This window comes from Polyangium jinanense (genome assembly GCF_028435365.1).
Genome location: NZ_JAGTJJ010000002.1, coordinates 254,748 through 276,191, shown reverse-complemented (window position 1 = coordinate 276,191; position 21,444 = coordinate 254,748). Strand labels below are relative to the sequence as shown.

The window sequence follows — 21,444 nt, the reverse complement described above, 5'->3', positions numbered from 1 at the left end:
TCCGGCCGCATTGCAAAGGGAAGGCCAAGGTGGAATCGTCGGCGCGCCCCGGCATTCGAGGCCCCGGTTGCGCCAGGGCTGCTCGACTTGTGCAGGGGCGGCGCCGTCGTTTCGTTCACACTCCCCCGAGCGACCCGGATCCACCGGCCCAGCGCCCCGGACGCCTCCGCACACGATCATGCGAGGCGCCTGTAAGGTTCGCCGGACGCCGCCGTTCCTTGGGCGAAACGCCACTCGGAGGAACTTCTGCCATGTTGCGCTCCCGCCCCGTCGTCGCCCTCGTCGCCCTCGTCACCCTCGCCCAGACCCTCGCCGGTTGCAGCGCCAGCTCCGCCTCGTCGGGAGGCGCCGCCGAGCCGAGGACCACCGCGACGGCGGTCAGCGATTCCTCCTACCCGCAGCAATACACGGCTGCCGAAGCAGCGCCGGCCGCGGACGAGGCCGCGCCCGTGGCCGCCGGCGCGGCCGCGCCGATGGCGCAGCAGCCCGTGGTGAACCCCTCGCCCACCATGATGGCCCCGCCCCCGCCTCCGATCGTGCCCACGGCGCCCATGAAGAAGGCCGAGGTCGAGCGCAAGGTCGCCGTCGCCACGCCAAAGCCGTCGCCGCAGCAGCCCGCCCCGATCGCCGTCGCGCCGCCCGAGCCGAAGGGCACCGAGGATTACAAGGATTACGGCGTGAACCCGGTCGTCGACCCGGCGAAGGATCGGCTCTCGACGTTCGCCATCGACGTCGACACGGCAGCGTATTCGATCGCGCGCCGAAAAATCATGGAGGGCACGCTGCCGCCGTTCGCCTCCGTCCGCGCCGAGGAGTTTTTAAATTACTTCGATTACAACTACGAGAGCCCGAAGAGCGGTCCGTTCGCCGTGCACTTCGCCGCCGCGCCGTCGCCGTTCACGAAGGGCCATCACCTCGTGCGCGTCGCCGTACAAGGCAAGCGCGTGCCGGAGAGCGCGCGCAAGCCCGTGCACCTCGTGTATCTCGTCGACACGAGCGGCTCGATGGAATCGGCCGACAAGATCCCGCTCGCCAAGCGAAGCCTGAAGCTGCTCACGAATTCACTGAAGAAGGGCGATACCGTGGCGCTCTGCACGTACGCGGGCAACGTGCGCGAGGTGCTCGCGCCGACCGGGATCGAGGAAAAGGACAAGATCTTCCGCGCGATCGACGACCTCTCGGCCGCGGGGTCGACCGCGATGGCGAGCGGGATCGAGCTCGCGTACAAGCTCGCCGAGCGGACGCTCGTGAAGGGTCACGTCAATCGCGTCATCGTGCTCTCGGACGGCGACGCGAACGTGGGCGCGACGTCGCACGAGCAGATCCTCGACATGATCGGCCGCTACAAGGAGAAGGGCATCACGCTGAGCACGGTGGGCTTCGGCACCGGCAATTACAAGGACACGATGATGGAGCGCCTCGCCGACAAGGGCGACGGAAATTACGCGTACATCGACAGCGAGGTACAGGCGAAGCGCGTGTTCCAGGACCAGCTCTCCGGCATGCTCGAGGTCATCGCGCGCGACGTGAAGATCCAGGTGGAGTTCGACCCGAAGGTGGTGAAGGAGTACCGGCTCATCGGCTACGAAAACCGGGACATCGCGGACAAGGATTTCCGCAATGACAAGGTCGACGCGGGCGAGATCGGCAACGGCCACGCGGTGACGGCGATCTACGACGTGGTCCTCAAGGACACGAAGGCCTCGCCGATCGTGCTGCGCCTCCGCCACAAGCCGGCGCTCGCCGGGGATACGGCGACGGAGAGCGAGTTCAAGATGGATCCCGGGGCGATCGCGGCCTCGTTCGACGCGGCGGGGCGCGATTTCCGGTTCGCCGCGACGGTCGCGGCGTTCGCCGAGGTGCTGCGGCAGAGCCCGCACGCACGTGATTGGTCGATGAAGGACATCGCGCGGCTCGCCGATCAGGCCGCGACGACGCAATCCGATCAGCAGGAGTTCGTGAGCCTCGTGCACCGCGCGGAGAAGCTCGCGACGGGCAATCAGGGGCCGGCCGTGGCGCGCTGAGTGGCGAGAGGCGGACCGGGGCCGTCGGGGGCGGTCCCGGCCGCATGGTTGCCCGCGCGGGGGCGTTGCGGTAGGGTGCGCGCATGCCGCGGGCAACGACGCTGGAGGACGCACGGAAGGTCCTGGATCCGAGGCCGCTCGATTTCTCGGGGAAGGTCCACGAGAGGGCGAGCGATCCGGAGTTCCACGTTCCGTTCCCCGAGCAACAGGCCGGCTCCTTCAAGCTCCCCGGCCCGATCACCCGGCTCGAGAAGCGGCTCCTCACGGGCACGCGCGACACGAAGCTGTTCCTCTCCGGCCACATCGGCAGCGGCAAGAGCACCGAGCTGAACCTGCTCATGGTCAAGCGCGAGATCACGGAGCGGTTTGCCGTGGTTCCACTGCGCTTCGAGGAGCAGGAATGGGCGACGCTCGATTCTTCGCAAGTGCTCTTCCGGATCGCAGCGGAGCTATTTCACGCGCACGCGGACAAACTGGCCAAGAACACGGACGGCTTGAAGAAGAAGCTGGCGACGCTGAACGAGCGCGTCTTCGCCCCCGTCGGGATCCAGATGAACGAGGGGACCGTCGGGCTCGAGATCAACGCGATCTTTATCAAGGTGAAGCAAGACCTGAAGCTCAGCGCGAAATTGCGCCAGCAGTTCCGCGAATTCGGTGAGACGAACCAGAGCTTCCTTCAGGACCTCATCGCGAACCTCGTCGATGACATCGAAGAGGCGCTCACCAAGGAGGACGGGCCGAACGATCTGCTCGTCGTGGTTGACGATCTCGACAAACTTCGCAGCACCGAACAGCACACGGACGTCTTCGACACGAACCTGGCGGCACTGATGGCTCCGCCCCTGCGCGTGCTCTATACGGTCCCGACAGCCGTGCGCTTCAGCGCCGACGTGCGCGCCGAGATTCGGAACAACGCCGAGGACCTCTTTCCTGTTCGCGTGCTCAAAAAGGCCGTCGACACGTGGAACCCCGAGGATGCGTTCGACGACGAACGGATCGGATTCTTCCATGCCCTCGTGGACCAGCGGGTCGCGCGTCCGCTGATCGACCGCGCGGCGATCCGGCTCGCGGCGATCTACTCGGGCGGCGTCCTTCGCGATTTCTTCCGGCTCCTGCGCGAGGGCGTGCTGCTGGCGACGTACAATGGTTTGCCGGCCCTCGACGGCACTGTGATGCGGTATGCCGTCGAGGAAGAGCGCCGCAAGGAATCGGTCGGGATGTACGCGCCCGACTACGATGCGCTCGTCCACGTGCACCGGACGAACAGCCTACGCTCGGCGGCGGATCGGCGTTATCTGGCGCTTTCCCGGGTGATCGAGGCGTTCAATGGCACCGTGTGGTTCGAGGCGAACCCGGTGCTCTGGCACGTGCTCGAAGAGCACGTGAAGAGGCACCAGCAGGCGGAAAGTGGCTGACGCGCACCTGCTGCACGCGGACGAGGAGCAGCTCGATCGGGCGTCGATCGCGTTGGGAGATGGTACGGCGTTCGTCATCGCCGTCTGTCCCACGGAGGCAAGGAACGCGGCGCTCTCGCGCCTGCGCGGACGGGTAGCGGGGCTCTCGCTGCCGGATCCGATCGAGGTGGGGACGCCGGACGAGATTCTCGCGGCGCTCGAGGAGCAAGCAGGGCGGAAGGACAGGGTTTTATCGCTGACGGTCGAGCGCGATGGGGTTGGGGCGCTCGATACGCTGAATTTGCACCGGGAAAAGCTGCTCGCCGGCGGTCCGGTGGTCCTGTGGGTCGAAGACGTGGAGGCGCTCCGACGATTGCGGGAGCGTGCGCCGGACGCGTATTCGTTCCGGACGACGATGGTGCTGGTGCAGGGGGATGGGGGTCCGCTTCCCGTCTCGGCGTCGGAAGAAACCCAAGCCGTCCTCGTCGCGAGGAAGCGGCTGAGACGGGCACGAATGCCTGCCGACAAGGCGTCAGCCGGACTCGAGCTCGCGCAGGCGCTGCACGCTGCGGGCCGACTGGAGCAGGCCGAACAGGCAGCGCGGGCAGGGCTGCTTGCACTTCCTGCAATCGCCAACGACATCGATCGCGAGCTACGCGTTTGGCTTTGCGCGACATTAGCAAGCATTCAAGCGTCTGCTGGCAAGAAGACGCAGGAACAGTATTGGCATCGGCGCGCGATGGCCGAGCTTTCTCTAGAATCGTTCACCCATGAGCTGGCTGTTCGCGTTCAGATAATGCCGCGATGCCCAGGGCCGTTTCACGGCTACGATCGGAGGGCCGTGGACGAGGCCCTTGGGCTCGTCAATCGGTACGGGCTGGGGCCAAGTGATGCTAAAGAGGCATACTCTGCAGCCACACTGCTCGCGATTGTTCAGGGCGACAGTCGTCGTGCTCGTCGCATGTCGAGCCTTATTCGCGTGGAGGATACGGCCGACTCGATGACCGTGCTAGAGCTGGAGGGCCAGCGACATCTCCTCGAAGGCAGCATCTTGGAGGCTGAGTCGTGCTTTCGTCAATGGGCCACTCTCGCAGCCGAACAATCGGTTGACCTCGACTCGATGACAGAAAATATTGCCAATTGTTTGCTGCTGCGAGGTGAATGCGAGGCCGCAGAACGGCTGCTCGAGGGCAGCAGCAAGACATCCCCCGATGCATACTCCAAACAGTTACATCACTTGCGGACCTCTACGGCCCTCGAGCGCGCCGGTCTCCGCGCGGCTCTTCCAATCTGCATAAAAGCTCTGCGGGCCGCAGAGGCAAAGCATCAAGATCAGTGGATTTTGATGCATTACGAGGCCCTTGTCCTCGCGACGGCACGCCTTGCGGATTCAACGCTTTTGAGGACCGATCTCCTCAAACGAATTCTCACCGAACTCGACCTTGCGCGGGAGATCCTCCAGACAATCACATCCGATGGCGATGGTCCGGCGTGGTTCCCTATTCAACTGCTCGTCCTCATGACCCACCTGGACGACTACGCAGACGAGACACAGGAAGCGTGCATTGTTCATGCACGGGATGCTTTCAGCCAGGCCCGCACCACGTACCCCGATCTGGTGCCTCACACGGCCCGCGTCCTCACGGATCACATGATGCACGGCAGCGACCTCGAAGAGGCCCTAACGCTCATCAAAGAGGTTGAACCCCTCGCCCTCGAAACCGGCTTCCTTGAAGAACGTGCCCTCCTCCTCGCCAACCGCATCCTCGCGCTCGTCCTGATGAACGTCCCCGCGCCGGATCTCGAACCCCACATCGCGACGTTCCGCGAAGCCCTCGCGGCCACCGAATCGAAGCGCACCACGGCCGAAACTTTGCGCGACCTCGCGAGCCGCCTTCCCCCGACGGCGACCACCCCCGATCCCTTCGCCCTCGCCGACGAGGCGCATCGTCTCTTCGTTGCCATGCCCATGCCTACCGAGGAGTCACGCTGCCTCGAGATCATGGGCGACGTCCTCGTCGCACGAGGACACAAGGACGAGGCAAGAACCCGATACCTCACGGCCCGTGCTCGCCTCGAACGGTATGGCCTCGGGCTACGAATTCCTCTGCTGAACGAAAAGATCGCCGCTCTCGGCTGAACCCTCTTTCCATGCGCGTGCTCCTCGCTCTTTCGCTCCTCGCCCTCACCGGTTGTCCCCACGAACCGGCCCCGCAAACCCCTGCGCCCGCGCCCCCACCCGCGCAGCCGATCGCCGCGGCGCCGCCGATCGAGCTCGTCGAGACCCCGCCGACCGAGACCATGCTCGATCATCCCGACGTGCCGAACGCCGCCGACGTTTGGCTCGCGATGATCCAGGGCGCGAAACGGTCGATCGACATCGAGCATTTTTACATCAGCAATGCGCCCGGCGGAAAACTCGAGCCGGTGCTCGCGGCGATCGAAGAGGCCGCCTCGCGTGGGGTGCGCGTGCGGCTCCTCGTCGACATGAAGTTTTACCAGCGATACCCCGAATCCGTCGATCGGCTTGCCTCGCACAAGGTGATCGTCCGCAAGATGGATCTTCGGGCGCGCGACGGCGTGCAGCACGCGAAATACATGGTCGTCGACGATTCGGACGCGTACGTCGGCAGCCAGAACATGGATTACCGCTCCCTCGAGCACATCCAGGAAATCGGGGCGCGGGTGCGCGTGCCCGAGGTCGTCGCGGCGTTCGCGCGGGTCTTCGAGCAAGATTGGGCGGCGTCCGGCGGAGAGCCGAATGCCGAGCCGACGAAAACGACGCCGCTTCAGCTCCCCGCGCGGGTCACGCTCGGCGGCGAGGAGGCGCGAATCCTGCCCACGGCGAGCCCCAAGGATCTCCTGCCCGCAGGCGTGCCGTGGGAGCTGCCCGAGCTGCTCGCGCGGATCGATGGCGCCGAACGCACGCTCGACCTGCAGGTCCTCACGTACCGCACGAAGATGCGAAACGGCACGCCGTGGACGGACCTCGACGACGCGCTCCGAAGAGCGGCGAAGCGCGGCGTGCGCGTGCGTTTGCTCGTCGCGGATTGGAGCAAGCGCGAGGCGTCGCTCGAAGGGCTGCGGGAGCTCGCGCGCGCGTCCGGGATCTCCATCAAGTTCATCGTGATCCCGCAGAGCTCGTCCGGCTTCATCCCGTTCGCGCGCGTGGCCCACGCGAAATACATGGTCGTCGACGGCAAGCGCGCCTGGATCGGCACGAGCAACTGGGAGGGCGACTATTTCACGGTGAGCCGGAACGTCGGGCTGTTCATCGACGGCAAGACGATCGCCGAACGGCTCGGGCGCATCTTCGAGGACGGGTTCGGCAGCACGTACACCGAGGCGCTCGATCCCGATCGGAAGTACGAGCCGCCGCGCATCGAATGAGATTGACGGGCGGGCGCATTTCGTTTTCTCATCTGCGCGTGCACGACTTCCGCCGCGTAGCCCCGCTCCTTCCCCTCGTCCTCGTCGCCGCGTGTGACCGCGGGTCGAGCGACATCACGCCCACCCCGACGCCCGCGCCCTCGGCCGCCGCAGCGACTTCCGCGGCGCCGCAAGGCTCGACCACGCCCGCCGTCGCCGCCGCGGCCACCACGGCCGCGCCGATCAAGCCCCCGGAGGGGCCGCCCGCGTGCAAGGTGGGCGAAAAGAAGGTGTGGGGCGCGGGCGCGAACAAGCTGACGGGCCTTTCGGTCGTGAACCTCGGCGAAGGCCGGCACGGCGTGGGCCTGGCGATGGGCTACGACCCGCACGTGCTCGTCGTCGAGAAGTCGGGCGAGGGTCGGCTCGTGAAGGTCGCCGTGGGCAAAAGCTCGCCCCTCGCGAAGCCGCCGAAGGCCGAGGAAGGGACGCGCAAGGTCATGCGCGTGACGCCGTCGAAGGTCGATGGCGACAAGGTCTACGCGTTCGTCGATTACCACGACGAATACAAGGACAAGCGCCGCCGCGTCGCTTGCGGCCCGGCCGATACGAGCGACGCCTGGAACCATTTCGACGGCACGCCCTGGCTCGATCGTCCGGAAAAACCCACGGGCGAGGAGCGAGCGAAGCTGCTCAAGGGCCACGATTACGATCGGGGCCACGCCGAGGATGACGCGAAGGCCAAGGTCGACGAGGCCGAGGACGAGAAGGGTTATCACGAGCTGCGCGATTGCCGCACGTTCTCGGACGGCGGCGGCAGGGCGTGGATCGTAGGCTCCGAGCTCGAAGCGGACGAGAAGGCCGAAGGCGCGCTCGAATGGAAGAGCACGCTGATGGTGGATACGGGGAACAAGGAGAACGAGGTCCACCTGCACGAGATCGTGCTCAAGGGGGATCCGCCCGCGCTCGCCTCGTTCGAGGTGCCGATCTCGCGCGCGTTCGACGACGGCTCGCTCCTGCTCGCGACGCGGTTCAGCTCGACGCTTCGCGTGGGGATCCTCGGCAAAAACAAGCGCCTGAAGAGCAAGCTCGTGAGCTACCCGGGCTTCCCGACGATCCCGTACGCCGCGGAGGACGGCGAGGATGTCGTGATCGTGACGTCCGTGGCCAAGGAGAAGGGCCATTTCGCGCTGCGGGCGCTGCGGGTGCCGAAGAGCCAGGAGCTACCGAAGAAACTCGTCGCAATCGACACGCACATGGGCGACGCGGGGCACGACCACGCGCACGGGCACGACGACGAGGCCGACCACCACGACCATTCCGAGACGGATCCGACCTTCCTGCGCGATACGCAGGGGCGACGCTGGCTCGCGTTCATCGAGGGCAAGCGCGGCAGCGGCGACCTCGAGCTCGTGCCGATCGACGAGAAGTTCCAGGCGATCGGCAAGCGCTTCTCGGTGCTCGACGACAAAGCCCTGGCCTCGGAGGTGCGCCTCTTGCCGCTTCCCGACGGGAAGATCCTCGTGGTCTCGCTGCGCGAGGGCACGGGCGGCACCGAGCTCGTCTCCGAGGAGCTCACGTGCGATATCGTGAAGGAGTGAGCGGCTAAGCGCCGGCTTGCTTCTGTTCGAGCTCTTCCCACCGCGCAAGCAACGTCGCGGCGCGGGCCTTCGCCTCGTCGAGGCGCTTTCCGAGCACCGGGACCTCCGCGCCGCGTGACGAATACAGCGTCGGATCCGCGAGCTCCTGTTCGAGCGCCGCGACCTCGCCCTCCGCCTCCTCGATCCGGCCCATGATCCCTTCGAGCTCGCGCTGTTCGGCCCAGGTGAGCCCCTTCGATTTCGGCGCGGCCGGCTTTGCGGCGGCGGGTTTGTCCTTGCTGGTCACCTTCGCAGCCGCCGCCGCAGCTTTGGCCGCCTCCTCTTTCGCCGCCTCCGCGGCTGCCTTTTGCACCAAATAATCCTGGTGCCCGCCGGCATACCGCACGACGCGGCCGTCGCCCTCGAACACGAGGAGCGAGGTCGCCACGCGATCGAGGAACCACCGATCGTGCGTCACGACGAGCGCGCTGCCGCCGTATTCGGTGAGCATTTCCTCCAGCGCCGAGAGCGTGGGCAGGTCGAGGTCGTTCGTGGGCTCGTCGAGAATCAGCAGGCTATGACTCTGCGATAACATCTTCGCCAGCACGACCCGCGCCCGCTCGCCGCCGGAGAGGGATTTTACGGGTTGTCGCTGCGCATGTCCGTCGAAGAGGAACCGTTCGAGGAACGAACGGACCTCGATCGGCTGGCCGCCGAGCTCGATCTTGTTCCCCGCCGCCGCGACGTTGTCGTAGATCGATTTGTCTTCGTCGAGCCCGCTCCGGTGCTGATCGAAATACCCCACGCGGGTGTTTTTCCCGACCACCACCTCGCCGCGCGCCGGCGCGACGTCGCCCAGGACCGCCCGGAGCAGCGTGGTTTTTCCCGTGCCATTCCGCCCCACGATCCCCACACGCTCGCCGGCCGCGAGCACGAAATCGAGATCCTTGACGAGCGTGCGGCCCCCCATGTCGAGCGTGAGCTTGCGCAATTCGAGGACGGTTTTCCCCGTAAAACTCGACTCCGCCACGAGTTTCGTGGTTTGCTCGGCGCGCGCGGGGACGGCCGCCTTCGCGGCCTCGGCCCGCTGGATCCGCGCCTTCTGCTTCGTCGTGCGCGCCTTCGGCTGGCGCCGCAGCCATTCGAGCTCGGTCCGGAGCAAATTCTGCCGGTTTTGCTCGGTGCGCGCCTCGAGCGCGAGCCGCTCCGCCTTCGCTTCGAGGTAGTCCTCGTAGCCGCCCTCGTACGAATACACCTTGCCGCGGTGGAGCTCGATCGTCCGATCGACGACGCGGTCGAGCAAATACCGATCGTGCGTCACGATGAGCAGCGCGCCCTTGTACTCCTCGACGAGCCAGCCCTCGAGCCAGTCGATCGTCTCGGTGTCGAGGTGGTTCGAAGGTTCGTCGAGCACGAGGAGCGAAGGCGGCGCGATGAGCAAGCAAGCGAGCGCGACGCGGCGTTTGTCCCCGCCCGAGAGCTCGGCCGTGGGCGCGTCGGGGCGGGTCACGCCGACATGGCCGAGGATCTCGTCGACCTTGTGGAGCTGATCCCAGCCGCCGAGGCGCTCGATCTGCGCAGCCGCCTCCGCCTGCTCGGCGAGGAGGGCATCCTGATCCCCGTCGCCATGGCCGAGGCGCGCCGAGATCGCCTCGTATCGCGCCTTCGCCGCGGCCCACGGGCCAAGGCCCTGAACGACGAGCTCGCGGCCCGTTTTCACGGGGTCGAGCGCGGGCTCCTGCGCGAGATACGCGACGTCCGCGCCGCGCCGCTGCGCGACCGTGCCCGTGTCGGGCTTGTCGAGGCCCGCGAGGATACGTGCGAGCGTGCTCTTGCCGCTCCCATTGGCTCCGACGAGCCCGACGTGTTCTCCGCTGTGGATGGAAAGCGAGACGCCATCGAGGATGCGTCTCTCACCAAAGGACTTCGTTAACTCCTGCGCAACGAGGACGGGCACGGAACCGAGCGTAGCACTGCGGCGAACTTCTGGTGCGACAGGAACGACAGACCTTCCGTCATGGAGCCTCGAACGGCGCGTTGACGACGCGAGGGACCATCGGCTAGAGTCGGGAAAATCCTCATGTCCCAGCGCTTCATCGCCGGCAAATACGAGCTCGTGCGGCAGATCGGGCGTGGGGCCATGGGCTACATCTGGGAGGCGCTCGATCAACATCTGCGCCGGCGCGTGGCGCTCAAGCTCATGTCCCCGGACCACGTAGCCTCGCCCACGGCGCGGACCCGGTTCGACCGAGAGGCGAAGGCGATTGCGCAGCTCAAGAATCAGCACGTGGTGCAGATCTACGATTACGGCATTGATGAGGGTTCGCCGTACATCGTGATGGAGCTCCTCGAAGGCGAGGACTTCGAGAGCCGACTCGAACGGATCGAGCGTATCCCGCTCGGCGCGCTCGTGCCAATCGTGACGCAGGCGGCGATCGGCCTCGCCGCCGCGCACGCGAAGGGCATCGTGCACCGCGATTTCAAGCCCGCGAACGTGTTCATGGCGCGCGGCGAAGCCGACGAGACGGTCAAGATCCTCGATTTCGGCGTGGTTTCGATGCTGACCAGCGAGGACGATCCAACGGAGGACGAGCTTCAGCTCACGTCGGCGGGCAGCATCGTGGGAACGCCGCTCTACATGAGCCCCGAGCAGATCCGCTGCGGCGCCGTGGATCTACGGAGCGATCTGTGGTCGCTCGCGGTGCTCGCCTACCGGGCCCTGACGGGGCAACACCCATTCCCAGGGCAATGGCTGGGAATGCTGATGGTGCGCATTTGCACCGATCCGTTCCCGGCACCGTCGACCCTTTTGAAGGAGCTGCCGCCGGAGGTCGATCGATTCTTCGAGCGGGCGCTGGCAAAGGACCCGGACAAGCGTTTCCGCTCGGCGCGGGAATTCGCCAGCGCATTCGCAGCGCTCGCCGAGCGCAAGGAGCAGGGGACGGCGAAAATCCTCGTCGTCGACGACGAGCCGGACGTCCCGCACCTCATCAAGCAGCGCTTTCGTCAGCAGATCAAAAAAGAGGTCTACCATTTCGTCTTCGCGACGAACGGCGAGAGCGCGCTCGAGGAGTTGCGCAAACACGGGGACATCGACGTCGTCCTGACCGACATCAACATGCCGGGCATGGACGGGCTCACGTTCCTCTCACGCGTGGGCGACGTGAACCCGATCGTCCGGACGATCATCGTCTCGGCCTACGGCGACATGACCAACATCCGCACCGCGATGAACCGCGGCGCGTTCGATTTCCTGGTCAAACCGATCGATTTCAAGGACCTCGAGGTCACGATCGAGAAGACGCTGAAGCACGTGACCGAGCTCCGCACGAACGTCCGTTCGACCGAGGAAAACAGCGTGCTGCGCATGTTCGTGAGCCCGAGCCTGGTCGATAGGCTGCGCTCGGCGTCGCCGTTCGGCGCGATCGATACCTGGCAAGGCACGGTCGTGTTCATCGACGTGGCAGGCTTCCACGCGAACTCGAAGACGCAGGCGCCGAATGAACGCGTGCGCACGCTGAACGCGAATTTCGAGGTGATCGTGCCGGCCGTGACGAACCGCGGCGGCGTGGTCGACAAGTTCCTCGGCGACGCGGTGATGGCGACGTTCCGGGGCGACCATCACGTGGCGCGCGCGCTCGAAGCGAGCCTCGACGTGCGCATGCAGCTCCGGACGCTGGCATTACGCGCCGGTCAGGATTCGCCGTTCGCGCTCGGCGTGTCGATCGGCGTGGCGACGGGGGAAATGCTGTCCGGCGAGATCGGGTCGAAGGCGTTCGGCCGCCTCGATTACACGATCCTCGGCGAGGTGCCGCGCACGGCGGCGATGCTGCAAGCCGCGGCCACGAAGAATCAGATCTTGATGAATCGCAGCGCGTTCGACGTCGCGCGCGATTCATTCGATTGCGTGCCCATGCACCCGAATACGAGCGAGCCGATCGAAGCATTCGAGCTCGTGCGGCGGGCGGGCGGGGATCTGATCGGCGGCAGGGGTGGGCCGAATTCGATGGCCGAGACGATCGACCTGTCGGGCGGCCCGTCGGGAGGGAACGCGGCGACCGGGGGCGGGTCGCCGCTGATCTGATTCACGGATGCTGGCTGCGCGCCGCCTCACGCTCCTGGCGCATGCGGCGGTGCTTGAGCTCGGGCGACTCGGCGACGGCCATGCCGATGAGGCGGAAGGCCTCGAGGAAGTGCTTGATGCCGATCCGGATGAGCTCGGGGCTCACCTCGCCGACGTCGGGGTAGCCGCGGCCCTCGGCGTCAGGCTGGACCTTGCCCCAGTTCGCGAAGAGCCGGCCCCACTCGCTCGCGAGCACGCGCTGCACGTTCTTCTGCGCGTACATCGGGTACCAGAACGCGTCGTGGTACGCGACGGACGCGACGTAGGCCCACGGCGCGAGCCACGTCTTCAGCGACCACTCGATCGGCTTCTTCAGCGGGCCCCAGTAGATCCGGTGCTGGTTGCGCGAGGCGAAGGTCATCTCCTTGAACGGGCCCTGGAAGTCCCACTTGTCGTTCAGCGCATCGACGTCGCCGACGATCTCGATGTCGCGCACGTCGCCGCAGCCGAGGCCGAGGTCGTGCGCGAGGCGGACGAACTTGAGATCACGCAGCGGGTCGAAGCCCATGAGCTTGCCCGCGACCGCGTCGATCGCGACCTGATCGGCCGACGCGAGGATCACGTTCTTCACGTGCGGGATCATGCAGCGCGGCCCCGGGCCGTCGCCGGCGAAGGTCCCGTCCATCACGGCGAAGACGCCGCGGTGGATCTTCTTCTGGATCATCAGAAGATCGACGAGCGTCTCGTGGATGACCGGGTGCGTCCAGTGGCGGTGCTCGTTCAAGAGGCCGCCGAACGCGTTCTTCATCGCGCCCGTGGTCGTGGTGAAGATGTGCGTCTTCACCGTGGGCAGGTGGATGATGTTCTCGCCGATGAAGCGCTTCGGGATGCTGAAGCCCTTCGGGTAGACCTCGTTCAAGCAGAGGAACTTCTTCGTCAGGTCACCGACGGCGTCGCGCACGTCGATCCACTCCTCGCCCTCGTAGAGGTGGACGTTGCGCAGGCCGTGGGCCTGGACGACGTCGATCTGCTTGTTCTCGCGCTCGCCGAGGTGCGCGTCGATCACGACCGTGCGGTTGTGGCAAGCGTGGATCAGATCCTTCGCGTAGCCGTCCCGCTCCATCGCGCGGATGACGCCCTCGAGCTGCCAGGGCACGGTGGACGAGCCCGGGAAGAAGAAATGCCAGGAGATGTTGACCTTGAGGGCAGTGTCCGCGTCCTTGGCGACGACGTCCTGGTAGCCCGCCAGGTTCATCAAGCGGTGGTAGTCCTCGAGGACCGTCCCGGGGGACGTTCGCAGGATCGCGACTTTCGACTTGCTCATCTAGACCTCGGCACTTTCGGGGCGTGCATATAGCATGGGGGGCGCAGCGGGCCGCCGATGCCGCCTCGGGCGTTGCAGATCGCCTCCGGGGTGAGTAGAGTCGGGGTCCAAGACGAGCCGAAGTGGCGGAATGGCAAACGCGGTGGATTCAAAATCCACTGTCCTCACGGGCTTGTGGGTTCGAGTCCCACCTTCGGTACCGAGTTCGTCGCCGCGAAGCAGGCGGTAGCAGCGCGAAGAGGCGAGTTTGAAGCGGGGAAGACGGCGTTCGGGGATGGAGCCGCTCGTCGCGGTGCTCGCCCGCGAGCACGGGATCACGCCGCCGTCGGACACGGCGCGCGCGCCGGTCCACGCACGAGACTGGGAGGCCGCTGTAGGTTCGCGCATCGCAGCGCGCGCGCGGCCGGTCAAGCTGGAGCGCGGCGTGCTTCACGTGCGCGCGGCGAGCGCGACGTGGGCGCAGGAGCTCTCGATGCTGTGCGAGCCGATCCTCGCGCAACTCAAGGCGCGCGGCATCGCGGTCGAGTCGCTGCGCTTCCGCGTGGGGCCCGTGGACCCGCCCGAGCGCGCGAAGACACGGAACGACGTGCGCACCGCGCCGCCGGCCGTGAAGCTGCCCGAGCCGCTTGCCGCGGAGATCGAGCACGTGGCCGATGAAGCGCTGCGCGAAGCGATCCGGCGCGCGGCGGCGAAGAACCTCGGATGGCAACGCATGCGCGCGAGCCGCAAGCGGACGGCGGCGCCCGAGGCCGAGACGGCTACGACGACGCGAGCCGCTCGAGGCCCTCGACCCGCTGCACCAGAAAACGCTCCGCAGGACCGAGCTGGGGCGCAATCTTCTGCAGCTCCGCGACGTACGCGCGGATCAACCTGATGTCGTAGCCCTTGGCCTTGCGCACGATCGTGTAGAGCTCGTCGATCACGGAGCCGGGCAAGGGCGCGCTGATCGTCGTATAGAGATCGAAGACGTAGTCGATCCACGAGCCCTTCGCCGTCGCCGCGGCGAGGCGCGCGGCGTAGAGCGCGGCGTACTCGGCGACGCCGCCCTTCGGGCGCTGGCCCGTCTTGGCGCGCTTCAGGATGCCCTGCAGGAGCGAGGCGAGGATGCGCTCGGCCTCGTCGGCGCGGCCCATCGCAAGCGCCTTGTCCGCGACGCCGCAGAGCAGGCGCACCGACTGGAAACGTCGCGACGTCTCCGATCGACCGCCGAGCCGGATGTCGACCTCGCCCTTCGAGTCGATCGCCGCGGCCTCGATGGAGGCATGAATCTCGGCGACCTGCATGCCGCCGATCGTCTGCATCGCGCGGCGATGTTCTTCGTCCGCGAGCGGACCCGAGCGTGGCTCGTCGGTCTTGTAGATGATGATCTCCTGGTTGCCGATGCGGATCTTGTCGCCCGGCACGAGCTCGCGCGGACCGTCGATGCGCACGCCGTTGACGAGCACGCCGTTGCGGCTGCCGAGGTCCTTCGCGATGACGCCGTTCGAGCCCACGACGAGCGCCGCGTGCTTGCGCGACACCAGCGGATCATCGACCGCGAGCTGGCACTCGGGCCCGCGCCCGACGACGAACTCCCCGAACGGGAGCTCGAGGTCATGCGCGAGGTAGCGGATCCTGAACGGCATGTCGCAACCTCACTTGAGCCCGCCGAGGCGCTCGAGGCCCTCGAGTCGTTGCTGCACGAAACGCTCGCTCGGGCCGAAGCTCGCAGAGCGGCTCCGAAGCGACTCGGTGTACGCCCGCATCTTGCCCATGTCGAGCGTCTTGACCTTGCGCACCGCCGAGTAGAGCTCGTCGACGACCGTGCCCGGCACGAGCTGATCGATGCGCGTGTAGAGATCGAAGATGTAGTCGATCCAGATGCCCCTGCCCGTGGCCGACGCGAGCTTCGCCGCGTAGATGGCGGCCGTCGACGCGAGGTCGACCGGCGGCGCATGACCATCACGCGCCTTCTGCAGCACGTCGTTCAGCGAGCGAAGCAAGATGCGCTCGGCCTCCTCGGCGCGGCCCATCGCGAGCGCTTTGTCCGCGACGCTGCCGATGAGCGAGAGCGCGTTGACGTGCCGATCGGGCTGCGCGTTCGCGGAGACCGTGGCGAGGTTCGCGCTGTTCACGCTCGGCGTCGGGGACGTGTTCTGCTGCTGCGACGCGACACCGGGCGTCGTGTAGTCGGTCCAGAAGTCCTCGCGCGTCTCGAAGCCCTCGTGGCCCGCCACGGTCGGCATGCGCGCCGAGCGCGCGACGCTGCGTGGATGGCCGAACGCGATCGACTCGGGCACACTCGAGAGACCCTCCTCGGGGATGTTCTCGAGCACCATCTCCTGACCGCCGATGGTGATGTGATCACCGTGCGAGAGCTTCTGCGGTCCCTCGATCTTCGTGCCGTTCAAGCTCACGCCGTTGCGGCTGCCGAGGTCCTCGATCGTCACGCTGTCGCCGCGCACCGTGAGGAGCGCGTGCCTGCGTGATACAAGCGGATCGTCGAGCGCGAGCTGGCAGTCTGCGCTGCGGCCGATCACGAACTGGCCCAGCGGCACTTCGAGCTCGTGCGACAGATACCGCAGTCGGACCGCCATGTTCGAGCCATACCAATGGCGCAGAACGCCGTCAAAGCGGCTCTTTTCGGTCCGGCCGATGGGCCCCCGAAAGACGGCCTACCCCCAACCCGGACCCTCCTCGGACAGAACCCGCACGAGGAAGACGAGCAGCCGCGGATGCGAGAGGAGCCCGTAAATCGTGAGCTTCTCGTCCGCCATGGCACGCGCGATATCCCACAATGTCGCACCACCCTCCGCCGTGCGCATGAACACCTTCGGGAGGCGCAACCAGCGGGAGAGGCCGACGTTCGCGAGGCGCCGCAGGACGGCTTCGTCGCCGCAGAGGGTCACCGAGGGGATGCCCACGGTGCCGTCGTGGATCGTCAGGCGGCCGTGATCGAAGCGCATCGTGAGCGTATGCGTCGTGTCCTGCGCCACGATGAGCACGGAGCCACGGAGCGCACGGAAGTCCTGCATTTTCCGGGCGGTGCGCGTGACGTTTTGCCGGATCCGGTCGGCGAGCAGGATCGCGAGGGTGTTTTCTTCCGTGCCTTCGGCGAGGTCGATGATCGGGTCCACGGTGCCGCTCGTCCCGCGCTTTGACGCGCCGGGTGAGAGGAGCATGACGAAGGCGCGCCGCGCGGTCGAGCGCTACCGCGCGCCGGGGAGGGCCGAGGCGCCGATGTCGGCGCGGAAGTGCGCGCCCGCAAAGGAGATGCGCCCCGTCGCCTCGTAGGCGCGCTCCCGCGCCTCCACGATCGAAGCCCCGACGGCCGTGACGGCAAGCACGCGCCCGCCCGCGGTGACGATCCCCTCGGCGGTCCTCTTCGTGCCCGCATGAAACACGACGACACCGGGCACCTCGGCGGCCTCGTCGAGCCCGCGGATCACGTCGCCCGCGCGTGGCGTGCTCGGATATCCGGCCGCCGCGAGCACCACGACGACCGCGCTTCGCCCCGGCGCGACACGCACCGCCGTGGGATCGAGCTTGCCGCTCGCGACCGACGCGCACATCGCGGCGAGGTCGCCGTCGAGGAGCGCGACGAGCGCCTCGCACTCGGGATCCCCGAAGCGGACATTATGTTCGAGCAGCAACGGATCGCCGGCCGGCGTGATCATGAGCCCCGCGAAGAGCACGCCCCGGAAGGCACGGCCCTCCGCGCGCATGCCGTCGATCGTCGGTCGCAAGATCTCCCGCTCGATCCGCGCAAGCAGCTCCGGCCCGACGTGCGGCGACGGCGCGAACACGCCCATGCCGCCCGTGTTCGGGCCTCGGTCGCCGTCGAAGACACGCTTGTGATCCCGGGCGACGGGCAGCACGAGGAGCGACGTTCCATCGGTGACCGCGAGGACGCTCGCCTCCTCGCCGACGAGCGCTTCCTCGATCACGACCGTGCGCCCCGCATCGCCGAAACGACGCTCGACGAGCATCGCGCGCGCCGCCTCGATCGCCTCCGCCTCGGTTTGCGCCACGACGACGCCCTTGCCTGCGCAGAGGCCATCGGCCTTCACGACCACGGGCGCGCCGCGCCGACGGATCTCCGCCTCGGCCGCGGCCATGTCCGTCACGATCTCGAAGTCCGCCGTGGGGATCCGGTGCCGCGCGGTGAACTGCTTCATGAACGCCTTCGACCCTTCGAGCCGCGCCGCCTCCGCGCTCGGCCCGAAGACCCGGATCCCCGCCGCTTCGAGCGCGTCCGACACGCCTGCGCAGAGCGGACCTTCCGGGCCCACGACGACGAGGTCCACCGCCTCGCGTCGCGCGAGCTCGACGACGTCCGCGGCATCGAGCCGCGCGCCTGGGATGGAGCGAATCGGCGCCGCGCCCGCCCCGCCCTCGTCCACGGTGCCTGCGTTGCCCGGCGCCACGAGAACCTCGGCCGTCGTGCTCGACCTCGCAAGCGCCCTGGCCAAAGCGTGCTCTCGCGCACCCGAGCCGAGCACGAGCACCCGCCGCCCCGACGACCGCTCCGATCCGGAAGCCCGCTGATTCACGGTGCGCCGGCTACCACGCGCCCCGACCTCGCGCGAACGAAAAGTGGCCCCGCGCGCCGAACGAGCAGGGACGTGCGGCCGCCCCTCGCACGCACCCCGATCTTTTTTTCGGACGGGCGCTCGACAGGCGCGTTGGGATGCAGTACGACTCTGGCCGTTCGGGACCCGTCCCGTTGTGGGTCCGCCGACAGCGCACTGTGAACCCCGCCAGGCCCGGAAGGGAGCAACGGTAGCAGGAAGCGGGTGTGGCGGGCCCTTTTGCTTTTTGTCCCTCGAAGTTCCGCGGGGGTTGCTCTCCCGACGCCTGGCCGTACGCTACGGTCGTCGTGGATTTTCTGTCCCCGGGCAACGGCGAGCCGCGCGAGAGCCGTGTCTTCCGATCGGTCGCGTTCGTCGCGTCCGCCGCCCTCGCCGCTGCAGGCTTGCGGTTTGCCCTGCACGAACCGCTCGCTGCCGTCGCCGTGATCGGCATCGTGCTCGCCGCGCTGATCGGCCGGTGGGTCTCGCGAAGGCGACTCCGGCGCGTGCTGCGATCGGGCGACGTGATCGCGGTGCTGCGGAGCTGGGCGGGCGCGCTCGAGCGGATCCCCTACCCGGCCACGATGGCGCCGCTCATGGCGGCCACGGCGTTCGCCGCGTGCGGCTGGATCGACAAGGCGCGCGCCGCGCTCGCCGCCGCCGAGCGAGGGCCCGTGTGGGAAGCGGCGCTCGAACATCGCCTCTTCCTCGACACGCTCCTCCTCACGTTCGAGGGCGACCGCGACGCCGCGCTCGAAAAAGCTCGTCGTCTCGTGCATTTGCCCTTGCCGCGTGGCCAAGGCGCGCTGCGCGATCGCGTCCTCGCTTTGCGCTCTGCGGCGTTCGCGCTCGCGCGCGCCTTCGCGCATCAGAGCGAGCCCGGCGACGACGAGCTCCTCGAACGAGCGAGCGAAAACAGCCCGCTCGTTTTCTGGGCGATGCGCTATGCCGCGGCCGTCATCGCGATCGACCGTGGCGACAACGACAAGGCCACGCGCCTGCTCGCCGGCGCGCCGCCCTGGCCAGAGGAGTCGATCTTCCGCGCCTTCCACCTGGAGATCGAGGAGCGCGCGCGGCTCTCGCCGTCCGCTTGTTCGTGAACGAACGAAGGATGCACGAGGTCGTTCGGCAGCCGAACGGCGGTCGTGCTAGAGCGAGCGCCTGATGTCCGGCCTCGAAGTCTTCAAGCACGCCGACAGCTGGGCGAGCCTCGCGACGCTCACGGGTCTCGAGGTCGTGCTCGGGATCGACAACATCGTCTTCCTGACGCTCACGACGAACAAGCTACCGCCGAAGCAGCAGCCGGCGGCGCGCTCGCTCGGCCTCGCGCTCGCGCTCTTCATGCGCCTCGGCCTGCTCTTCGGGCTGACGTGGGTGATGAGCTTGACGAGTGATCTCTTCTCGCTCCTCGGCCATGCGTTCTCCACGCGCGACCTCATCCTGCTCGGCGGCGGTCTCTTCTTGATCGCGAAGAGCACGCACGAGATGTTCGAGCGCCTCGAGGTCGAAGGCGGGAAGGACGGCAAGCCCGTCAAGCACATCTCGTTCGGCTTCGCGGTCGCGCAGATCGTCTTGCTCGACATCGTCTTCTCGCTCGACTCGGTCATCACCGCGGTCGGCATGGCGCAGCACCTGAGCATCATGGCAACGGCCGTCGTCATCGCCGTCTTCGTGATGCTGCTCTTCGCGGGTGCGATCGGCCGCTTCGTCAACCGTCACCCGAGCATGCGGATCCTCGCGCTGAGCTTCCTCCTGCTCATCGGCGTGCTGCTCGTGGCCGAGGGCATGCGCCAGCACATCAACAAGGGCTACGTCTACTTCGCCATGGCCTTCTCGCTCGGCGTCGAGCTCATCAACATGAAGCTGCGCGTGCGCCAGCAGGCGCCCGTTTCGCTGCACAACCCGTACGAGGATCGCGCGCCGTGACACGCGTCTTGCACCTCGCCGCGCTCGCCGCATCGATGTTCGCCCTCGCGGGTTGTCCCGAGGGCTCCGCCGTCGCGCAAAACGCCGACGCAGGAGCGCCCGTCGACGCGGGCGCCTCCGACGCACAGGGCACGATCCCCTGGCACGCATCGTCGTCCACGCCGTCGTCCCCGCCTGCCGAGCCGACGAGCGAACGTGCTTCGCTCGAGTTGCTTCAGCTCACGCTCACGTCCGACGTGCAGAAGAAAGAGCCCGTCGACACGCTCGACGTCGCGCCTCCGGGGACGCGCGTCTACGCGCACCTCAAGCTGCGCAACCGCTCGCAGGACAAGCGCAAGGTGCACCTCGACTTCCTCGTGAACGGCAAGCTCCGCACGCCGATCGACCTCACCGTCGAGCCTTCGTGGTCCTTCCGCACGTGGGGCTACAACACGATGCAAGCCGGCGACACCGGCGAGCTCGAAGTACGCGTGCTCGACGACGCCGGCGCGACGCTCGCCACGGCGCGGCTGCCCATCAAGGCCAAAGCGAAGGCCAAGTAGGCGCCGCGCGCGTGGCGCGCTGCTTCAGTTAGCCGCAACGCCTCCAGTGGAGCCGCAGGATCTGCACGCCCCACGCCGGCGTGAGCCGGATGCGACCCGAGCCGGAAGGGTTGCCGAGCGTGCTCACGTTCACGGCGGTGCGGATGTTGAGCGGCCGCTGCGCGCCGCACGGCGAGAACGGACCCACGGCACCTTGCGGCTCGCGCACCACGAAGCGGTCGGCGAACGGGCCGCGCAGCGTCGTCTGGATCGGGTTCTCGCCGAGTTCGCCCGTGAAGTAACGCTCGACGTCGAGCGTCGCGGTCACGCCGGCGTCGAGCTCCGCGTGGCCGCGGAAGCCGTACTCGTTCGTCACGGCGTACGAGTAGCCGGGCGTGTGATCGAGATCGAGGATGACCTGGCAAAACACGCGTTGCTCCGAGGGCGGCACGCCGGGCCCCGCGGAGGCCGAGAGCGCGCCGTCGGCGAGGGCGATGTGCTGACCATCGTTCGCGACGATCGCCCGCACCGAACCGAGCGGACATCCGGTGCCGAGCGCCGTGACCGAGCGGAGGGAGACCTCGGGCGGCACCTCAGCCTCTGCGACCGCGGGCGCGAACAACGCCGAGAGCCCGAGCCCGAACAACACCCGAGCCAACGTCTTTTTCATGGAATCCTCCCCTGGGGCCCGCGCCC

General features: G+C 67.5%; 17 protein-coding genes, 1 tRNA gene and 1 other RNA gene. 12 read left to right on the top strand and 7 right to left on the bottom strand.

Annotated features, from left to right (window positions below; genetic code table 11):
• The first annotated feature begins 251 nt into the window (after nucleotides 1-251).
• From KEG57_RS06130 to KEG57_RS06110, 5 genes are all read left to right on the top strand, one after another.
• Nucleotides 252-2,024, top strand: coding sequence for a vWA domain-containing protein (locus KEG57_RS06130; protein WP_272417093.1), 1,773 nt, complete (start codon nucleotides 252-254; stop codon nucleotides 2,022-2,024).
• A gap of 83 nt (nucleotides 2,025-2,107) precedes the next feature.
• Entirely contained in the window at nucleotides 2,108-3,439 is a 1,332-nt protein-coding gene (locus KEG57_RS06125; RefSeq protein ID WP_272417092.1) for a P-loop NTPase fold protein, read from the top strand.
• Nucleotides 3,432-5,558, top strand: coding sequence for an ATP-binding protein (locus tag KEG57_RS06120; protein WP_272458265.1), 2,127 nt, complete (start codon nucleotides 3,432-3,434; stop codon nucleotides 5,556-5,558). Before KEG57_RS06125 ends, KEG57_RS06120 begins: the two co-directional genes overlap by 8 nt.
• An 11-nt stretch (nucleotides 5,559-5,569) precedes the next feature.
• Nucleotides 5,570-6,808 carry a phospholipase D-like domain-containing protein gene (locus KEG57_RS06115; RefSeq protein ID WP_272458264.1) on the top strand — a complete coding sequence of 413 codons (1,239 nt, stop codon included), beginning with the start codon at nucleotides 5,570-5,572 and terminating at the stop codon, nucleotides 6,806-6,808.
• Complete coding sequence (locus KEG57_RS06110; protein WP_272458263.1) at nucleotides 6,805-8,385, top strand: hypothetical protein; 1,581 nt, start codon at nucleotides 6,805-6,807, stop codon at nucleotides 8,383-8,385. Before KEG57_RS06115 ends, KEG57_RS06110 begins: the two co-directional genes overlap by 4 nt.
• A gap of 4 nt (nucleotides 8,386-8,389) precedes the next feature.
• Here KEG57_RS06110 and KEG57_RS06105 read toward each other — a convergent pair whose 3' ends face one another.
• A complete protein-coding gene (locus KEG57_RS06105; RefSeq protein ID WP_272458262.1) occupies nucleotides 8,390-10,321 on the bottom strand; it encodes an ABC-F family ATP-binding cassette domain-containing protein in 1,932 nt (643 codons plus the stop codon).
• A 123-nt stretch (nucleotides 10,322-10,444) separates the two neighbouring features.
• On the opposite strand from KEG57_RS06105, the gene KEG57_RS06100 reads away from it, so the two are divergent.
• Nucleotides 10,445-12,448, top strand: a complete 2,004-nt coding sequence (locus KEG57_RS06100; protein ID WP_272417087.1) for a protein kinase domain-containing protein — start codon at nucleotides 10,445-10,447, stop codon at nucleotides 12,446-12,448.
• A gap of 1 nt (nucleotide 12,449) precedes the next feature.
• On the opposite strand, the gene KEG57_RS06095 is transcribed toward KEG57_RS06100, so the two are convergent.
• On the bottom strand, nucleotides 12,450-13,751 hold the full coding sequence (locus tag KEG57_RS06095) for a DUF362 domain-containing protein (protein WP_272417086.1): 1,302 nt from the start codon (nucleotides 13,749-13,751) through the stop codon (nucleotides 12,450-12,452).
• A 116-nt stretch (nucleotides 13,752-13,867) separates the two neighbouring features.
• Here KEG57_RS06095 and KEG57_RS06090 point away from each other — a divergent pair.
• Together KEG57_RS06090 and KEG57_RS56045 are read left to right on the top strand one after the other, a co-directional pair.
• Nucleotides 13,868-13,950: transfer RNA gene (locus tag KEG57_RS06090), tRNA-Leu, on the top strand.
• A gap of 75 nt (nucleotides 13,951-14,025) precedes the next feature.
• Nucleotides 14,026-14,625, top strand: coding sequence for a DciA family protein (locus KEG57_RS56045; protein WP_372518153.1), 600 nt, complete (start codon nucleotides 14,026-14,028; stop codon nucleotides 14,623-14,625).
• On the opposite strand, the gene KEG57_RS06080 is transcribed toward KEG57_RS56045, so the two are convergent.
• The 4 genes from KEG57_RS06080 to purD all read right to left on the bottom strand — a co-directional run bounded on the left by KEG57_RS06080 (nucleotide 14,510) and on the right by purD (nucleotide 18,283).
• A complete protein-coding gene (locus tag KEG57_RS06080; protein ID WP_272417084.1) occupies nucleotides 14,510-15,376 on the bottom strand; it encodes an FHA domain-containing protein in 867 nt (288 codons plus the stop codon). The genes KEG57_RS56045 and KEG57_RS06080 overlap by 116 nt on opposite strands.
• Nucleotides 15,377-15,385: 9 nt before the next feature.
• Nucleotides 15,386-16,327 carry an FHA domain-containing protein gene (locus KEG57_RS06075; protein ID WP_272417083.1) on the bottom strand — a complete coding sequence of 314 codons (942 nt, stop codon included), beginning with the start codon at nucleotides 16,325-16,327 and terminating at the stop codon, nucleotides 15,386-15,388.
• 78 nt (nucleotides 16,328-16,405) lie between these two features.
• On the bottom strand, nucleotides 16,406-16,912 hold the full coding sequence (locus tag KEG57_RS06070; RefSeq protein WP_272417082.1) for a hypothetical protein: 507 nt from the start codon (nucleotides 16,910-16,912) through the stop codon (nucleotides 16,406-16,408).
• 27 nt (nucleotides 16,913-16,939) lie between these two features.
• A complete protein-coding gene (gene purD, locus KEG57_RS06065) occupies nucleotides 16,940-18,283 on the bottom strand; it encodes a phosphoribosylamine--glycine ligase (protein WP_272417081.1) in 1,344 nt (447 codons plus the stop codon).
• Nucleotides 18,284-18,457: 174 nt separating this feature from the next.
• Here purD and ffs point away from each other — a divergent pair.
• From ffs to KEG57_RS06045, 4 genes are all read left to right on the top strand, one after another.
• Nucleotides 18,458-18,545: signal recognition particle sRNA small type (ffs, locus tag KEG57_RS06060), an RNA gene on the top strand.
• A gap of 64 nt (nucleotides 18,546-18,609) precedes the next feature.
• Nucleotides 18,610-19,401: a hypothetical protein gene (locus KEG57_RS06055; protein WP_272417080.1), complete on the top strand. Its 792-nt coding sequence runs from the start codon at nucleotides 18,610-18,612 to the stop codon at nucleotides 19,399-19,401.
• A 64-nt stretch (nucleotides 19,402-19,465) separates the two neighbouring features.
• Nucleotides 19,466-20,227, top strand: coding sequence for a TerC family protein (locus tag KEG57_RS06050; protein WP_272417079.1), 762 nt, complete (start codon nucleotides 19,466-19,468; stop codon nucleotides 20,225-20,227).
• On the top strand, nucleotides 20,224-20,769 hold the full coding sequence (locus KEG57_RS06045) for a DUF2914 domain-containing protein (RefSeq protein ID WP_272417078.1): 546 nt from the start codon (nucleotides 20,224-20,226) through the stop codon (nucleotides 20,767-20,769). Before KEG57_RS06050 ends, KEG57_RS06045 begins: the two co-directional genes overlap by 4 nt.
• A gap of 28 nt (nucleotides 20,770-20,797) precedes the next feature.
• Here the strand turns inward: KEG57_RS06045 and KEG57_RS06040 are convergent, their stop codons facing one another.
• On the bottom strand, nucleotides 20,798-21,418 hold the full coding sequence (locus tag KEG57_RS06040; RefSeq protein ID WP_272417077.1) for a DUF4360 domain-containing protein: 621 nt from the start codon (nucleotides 21,416-21,418) through the stop codon (nucleotides 20,798-20,800).
• Nucleotides 21,419-21,444: the final 26 nt, after the last annotated feature.

Coding starts and splice junctions, on each gene's coding strand:
- KEG57_RS06130 (WP_272417093.1), top strand. CDS start 252: ATGTTGCGCTCCCGCCCCGTCGTCGCCCTCGTCGCCCTCGTCACCCTC.
- KEG57_RS06125 (WP_272417092.1), top strand. CDS start 2,108: ATGCCGCGGGCAACGACGCTGGAGGACGCACGGAAGGTCCTGGATCCG.
- KEG57_RS06115 (WP_272458264.1), top strand. CDS start 5,570: ATGCGCGTGCTCCTCGCTCTTTCGCTCCTCGCCCTCACCGGTTGTCCC.
- KEG57_RS06110 (WP_272458263.1), top strand. CDS start 6,805: ATGAGATTGACGGGCGGGCGCATTTCGTTTTCTCATCTGCGCGTGCAC.
- KEG57_RS06100 (WP_272417087.1), top strand. CDS start 10,445: ATGTCCCAGCGCTTCATCGCCGGCAAATACGAGCTCGTGCGGCAGATC.
- KEG57_RS06095 (WP_272417086.1), bottom strand. CDS start 13,751: ATGAGCAAGTCGAAAGTCGCGATCCTGCGAACGTCCCCCGGGACGGTC.
- KEG57_RS56045 (WP_372518153.1), top strand. CDS start 14,026: ATGGAGCCGCTCGTCGCGGTGCTCGCCCGCGAGCACGGGATCACGCCG.
- KEG57_RS06080 (WP_272417084.1), bottom strand. CDS start 15,376: ATGCCGTTCAGGATCCGCTACCTCGCGCATGACCTCGAGCTCCCGTTC.
- KEG57_RS06075 (WP_272417083.1), bottom strand. CDS start 16,327: ATGGCGGTCCGACTGCGGTATCTGTCGCACGAGCTCGAAGTGCCGCTG.
- KEG57_RS06070 (WP_272417082.1), bottom strand. CDS start 16,912: ATGCTCCTCTCACCCGGCGCGTCAAAGCGCGGGACGAGCGGCACCGTG.
- KEG57_RS06050 (WP_272417079.1), top strand. CDS start 19,466: ATGTCCGGCCTCGAAGTCTTCAAGCACGCCGACAGCTGGGCGAGCCTC.
- KEG57_RS06040 (WP_272417077.1), bottom strand. CDS start 21,418: ATGAAAAAGACGTTGGCTCGGGTGTTGTTCGGGCTCGGGCTCTCGGCG.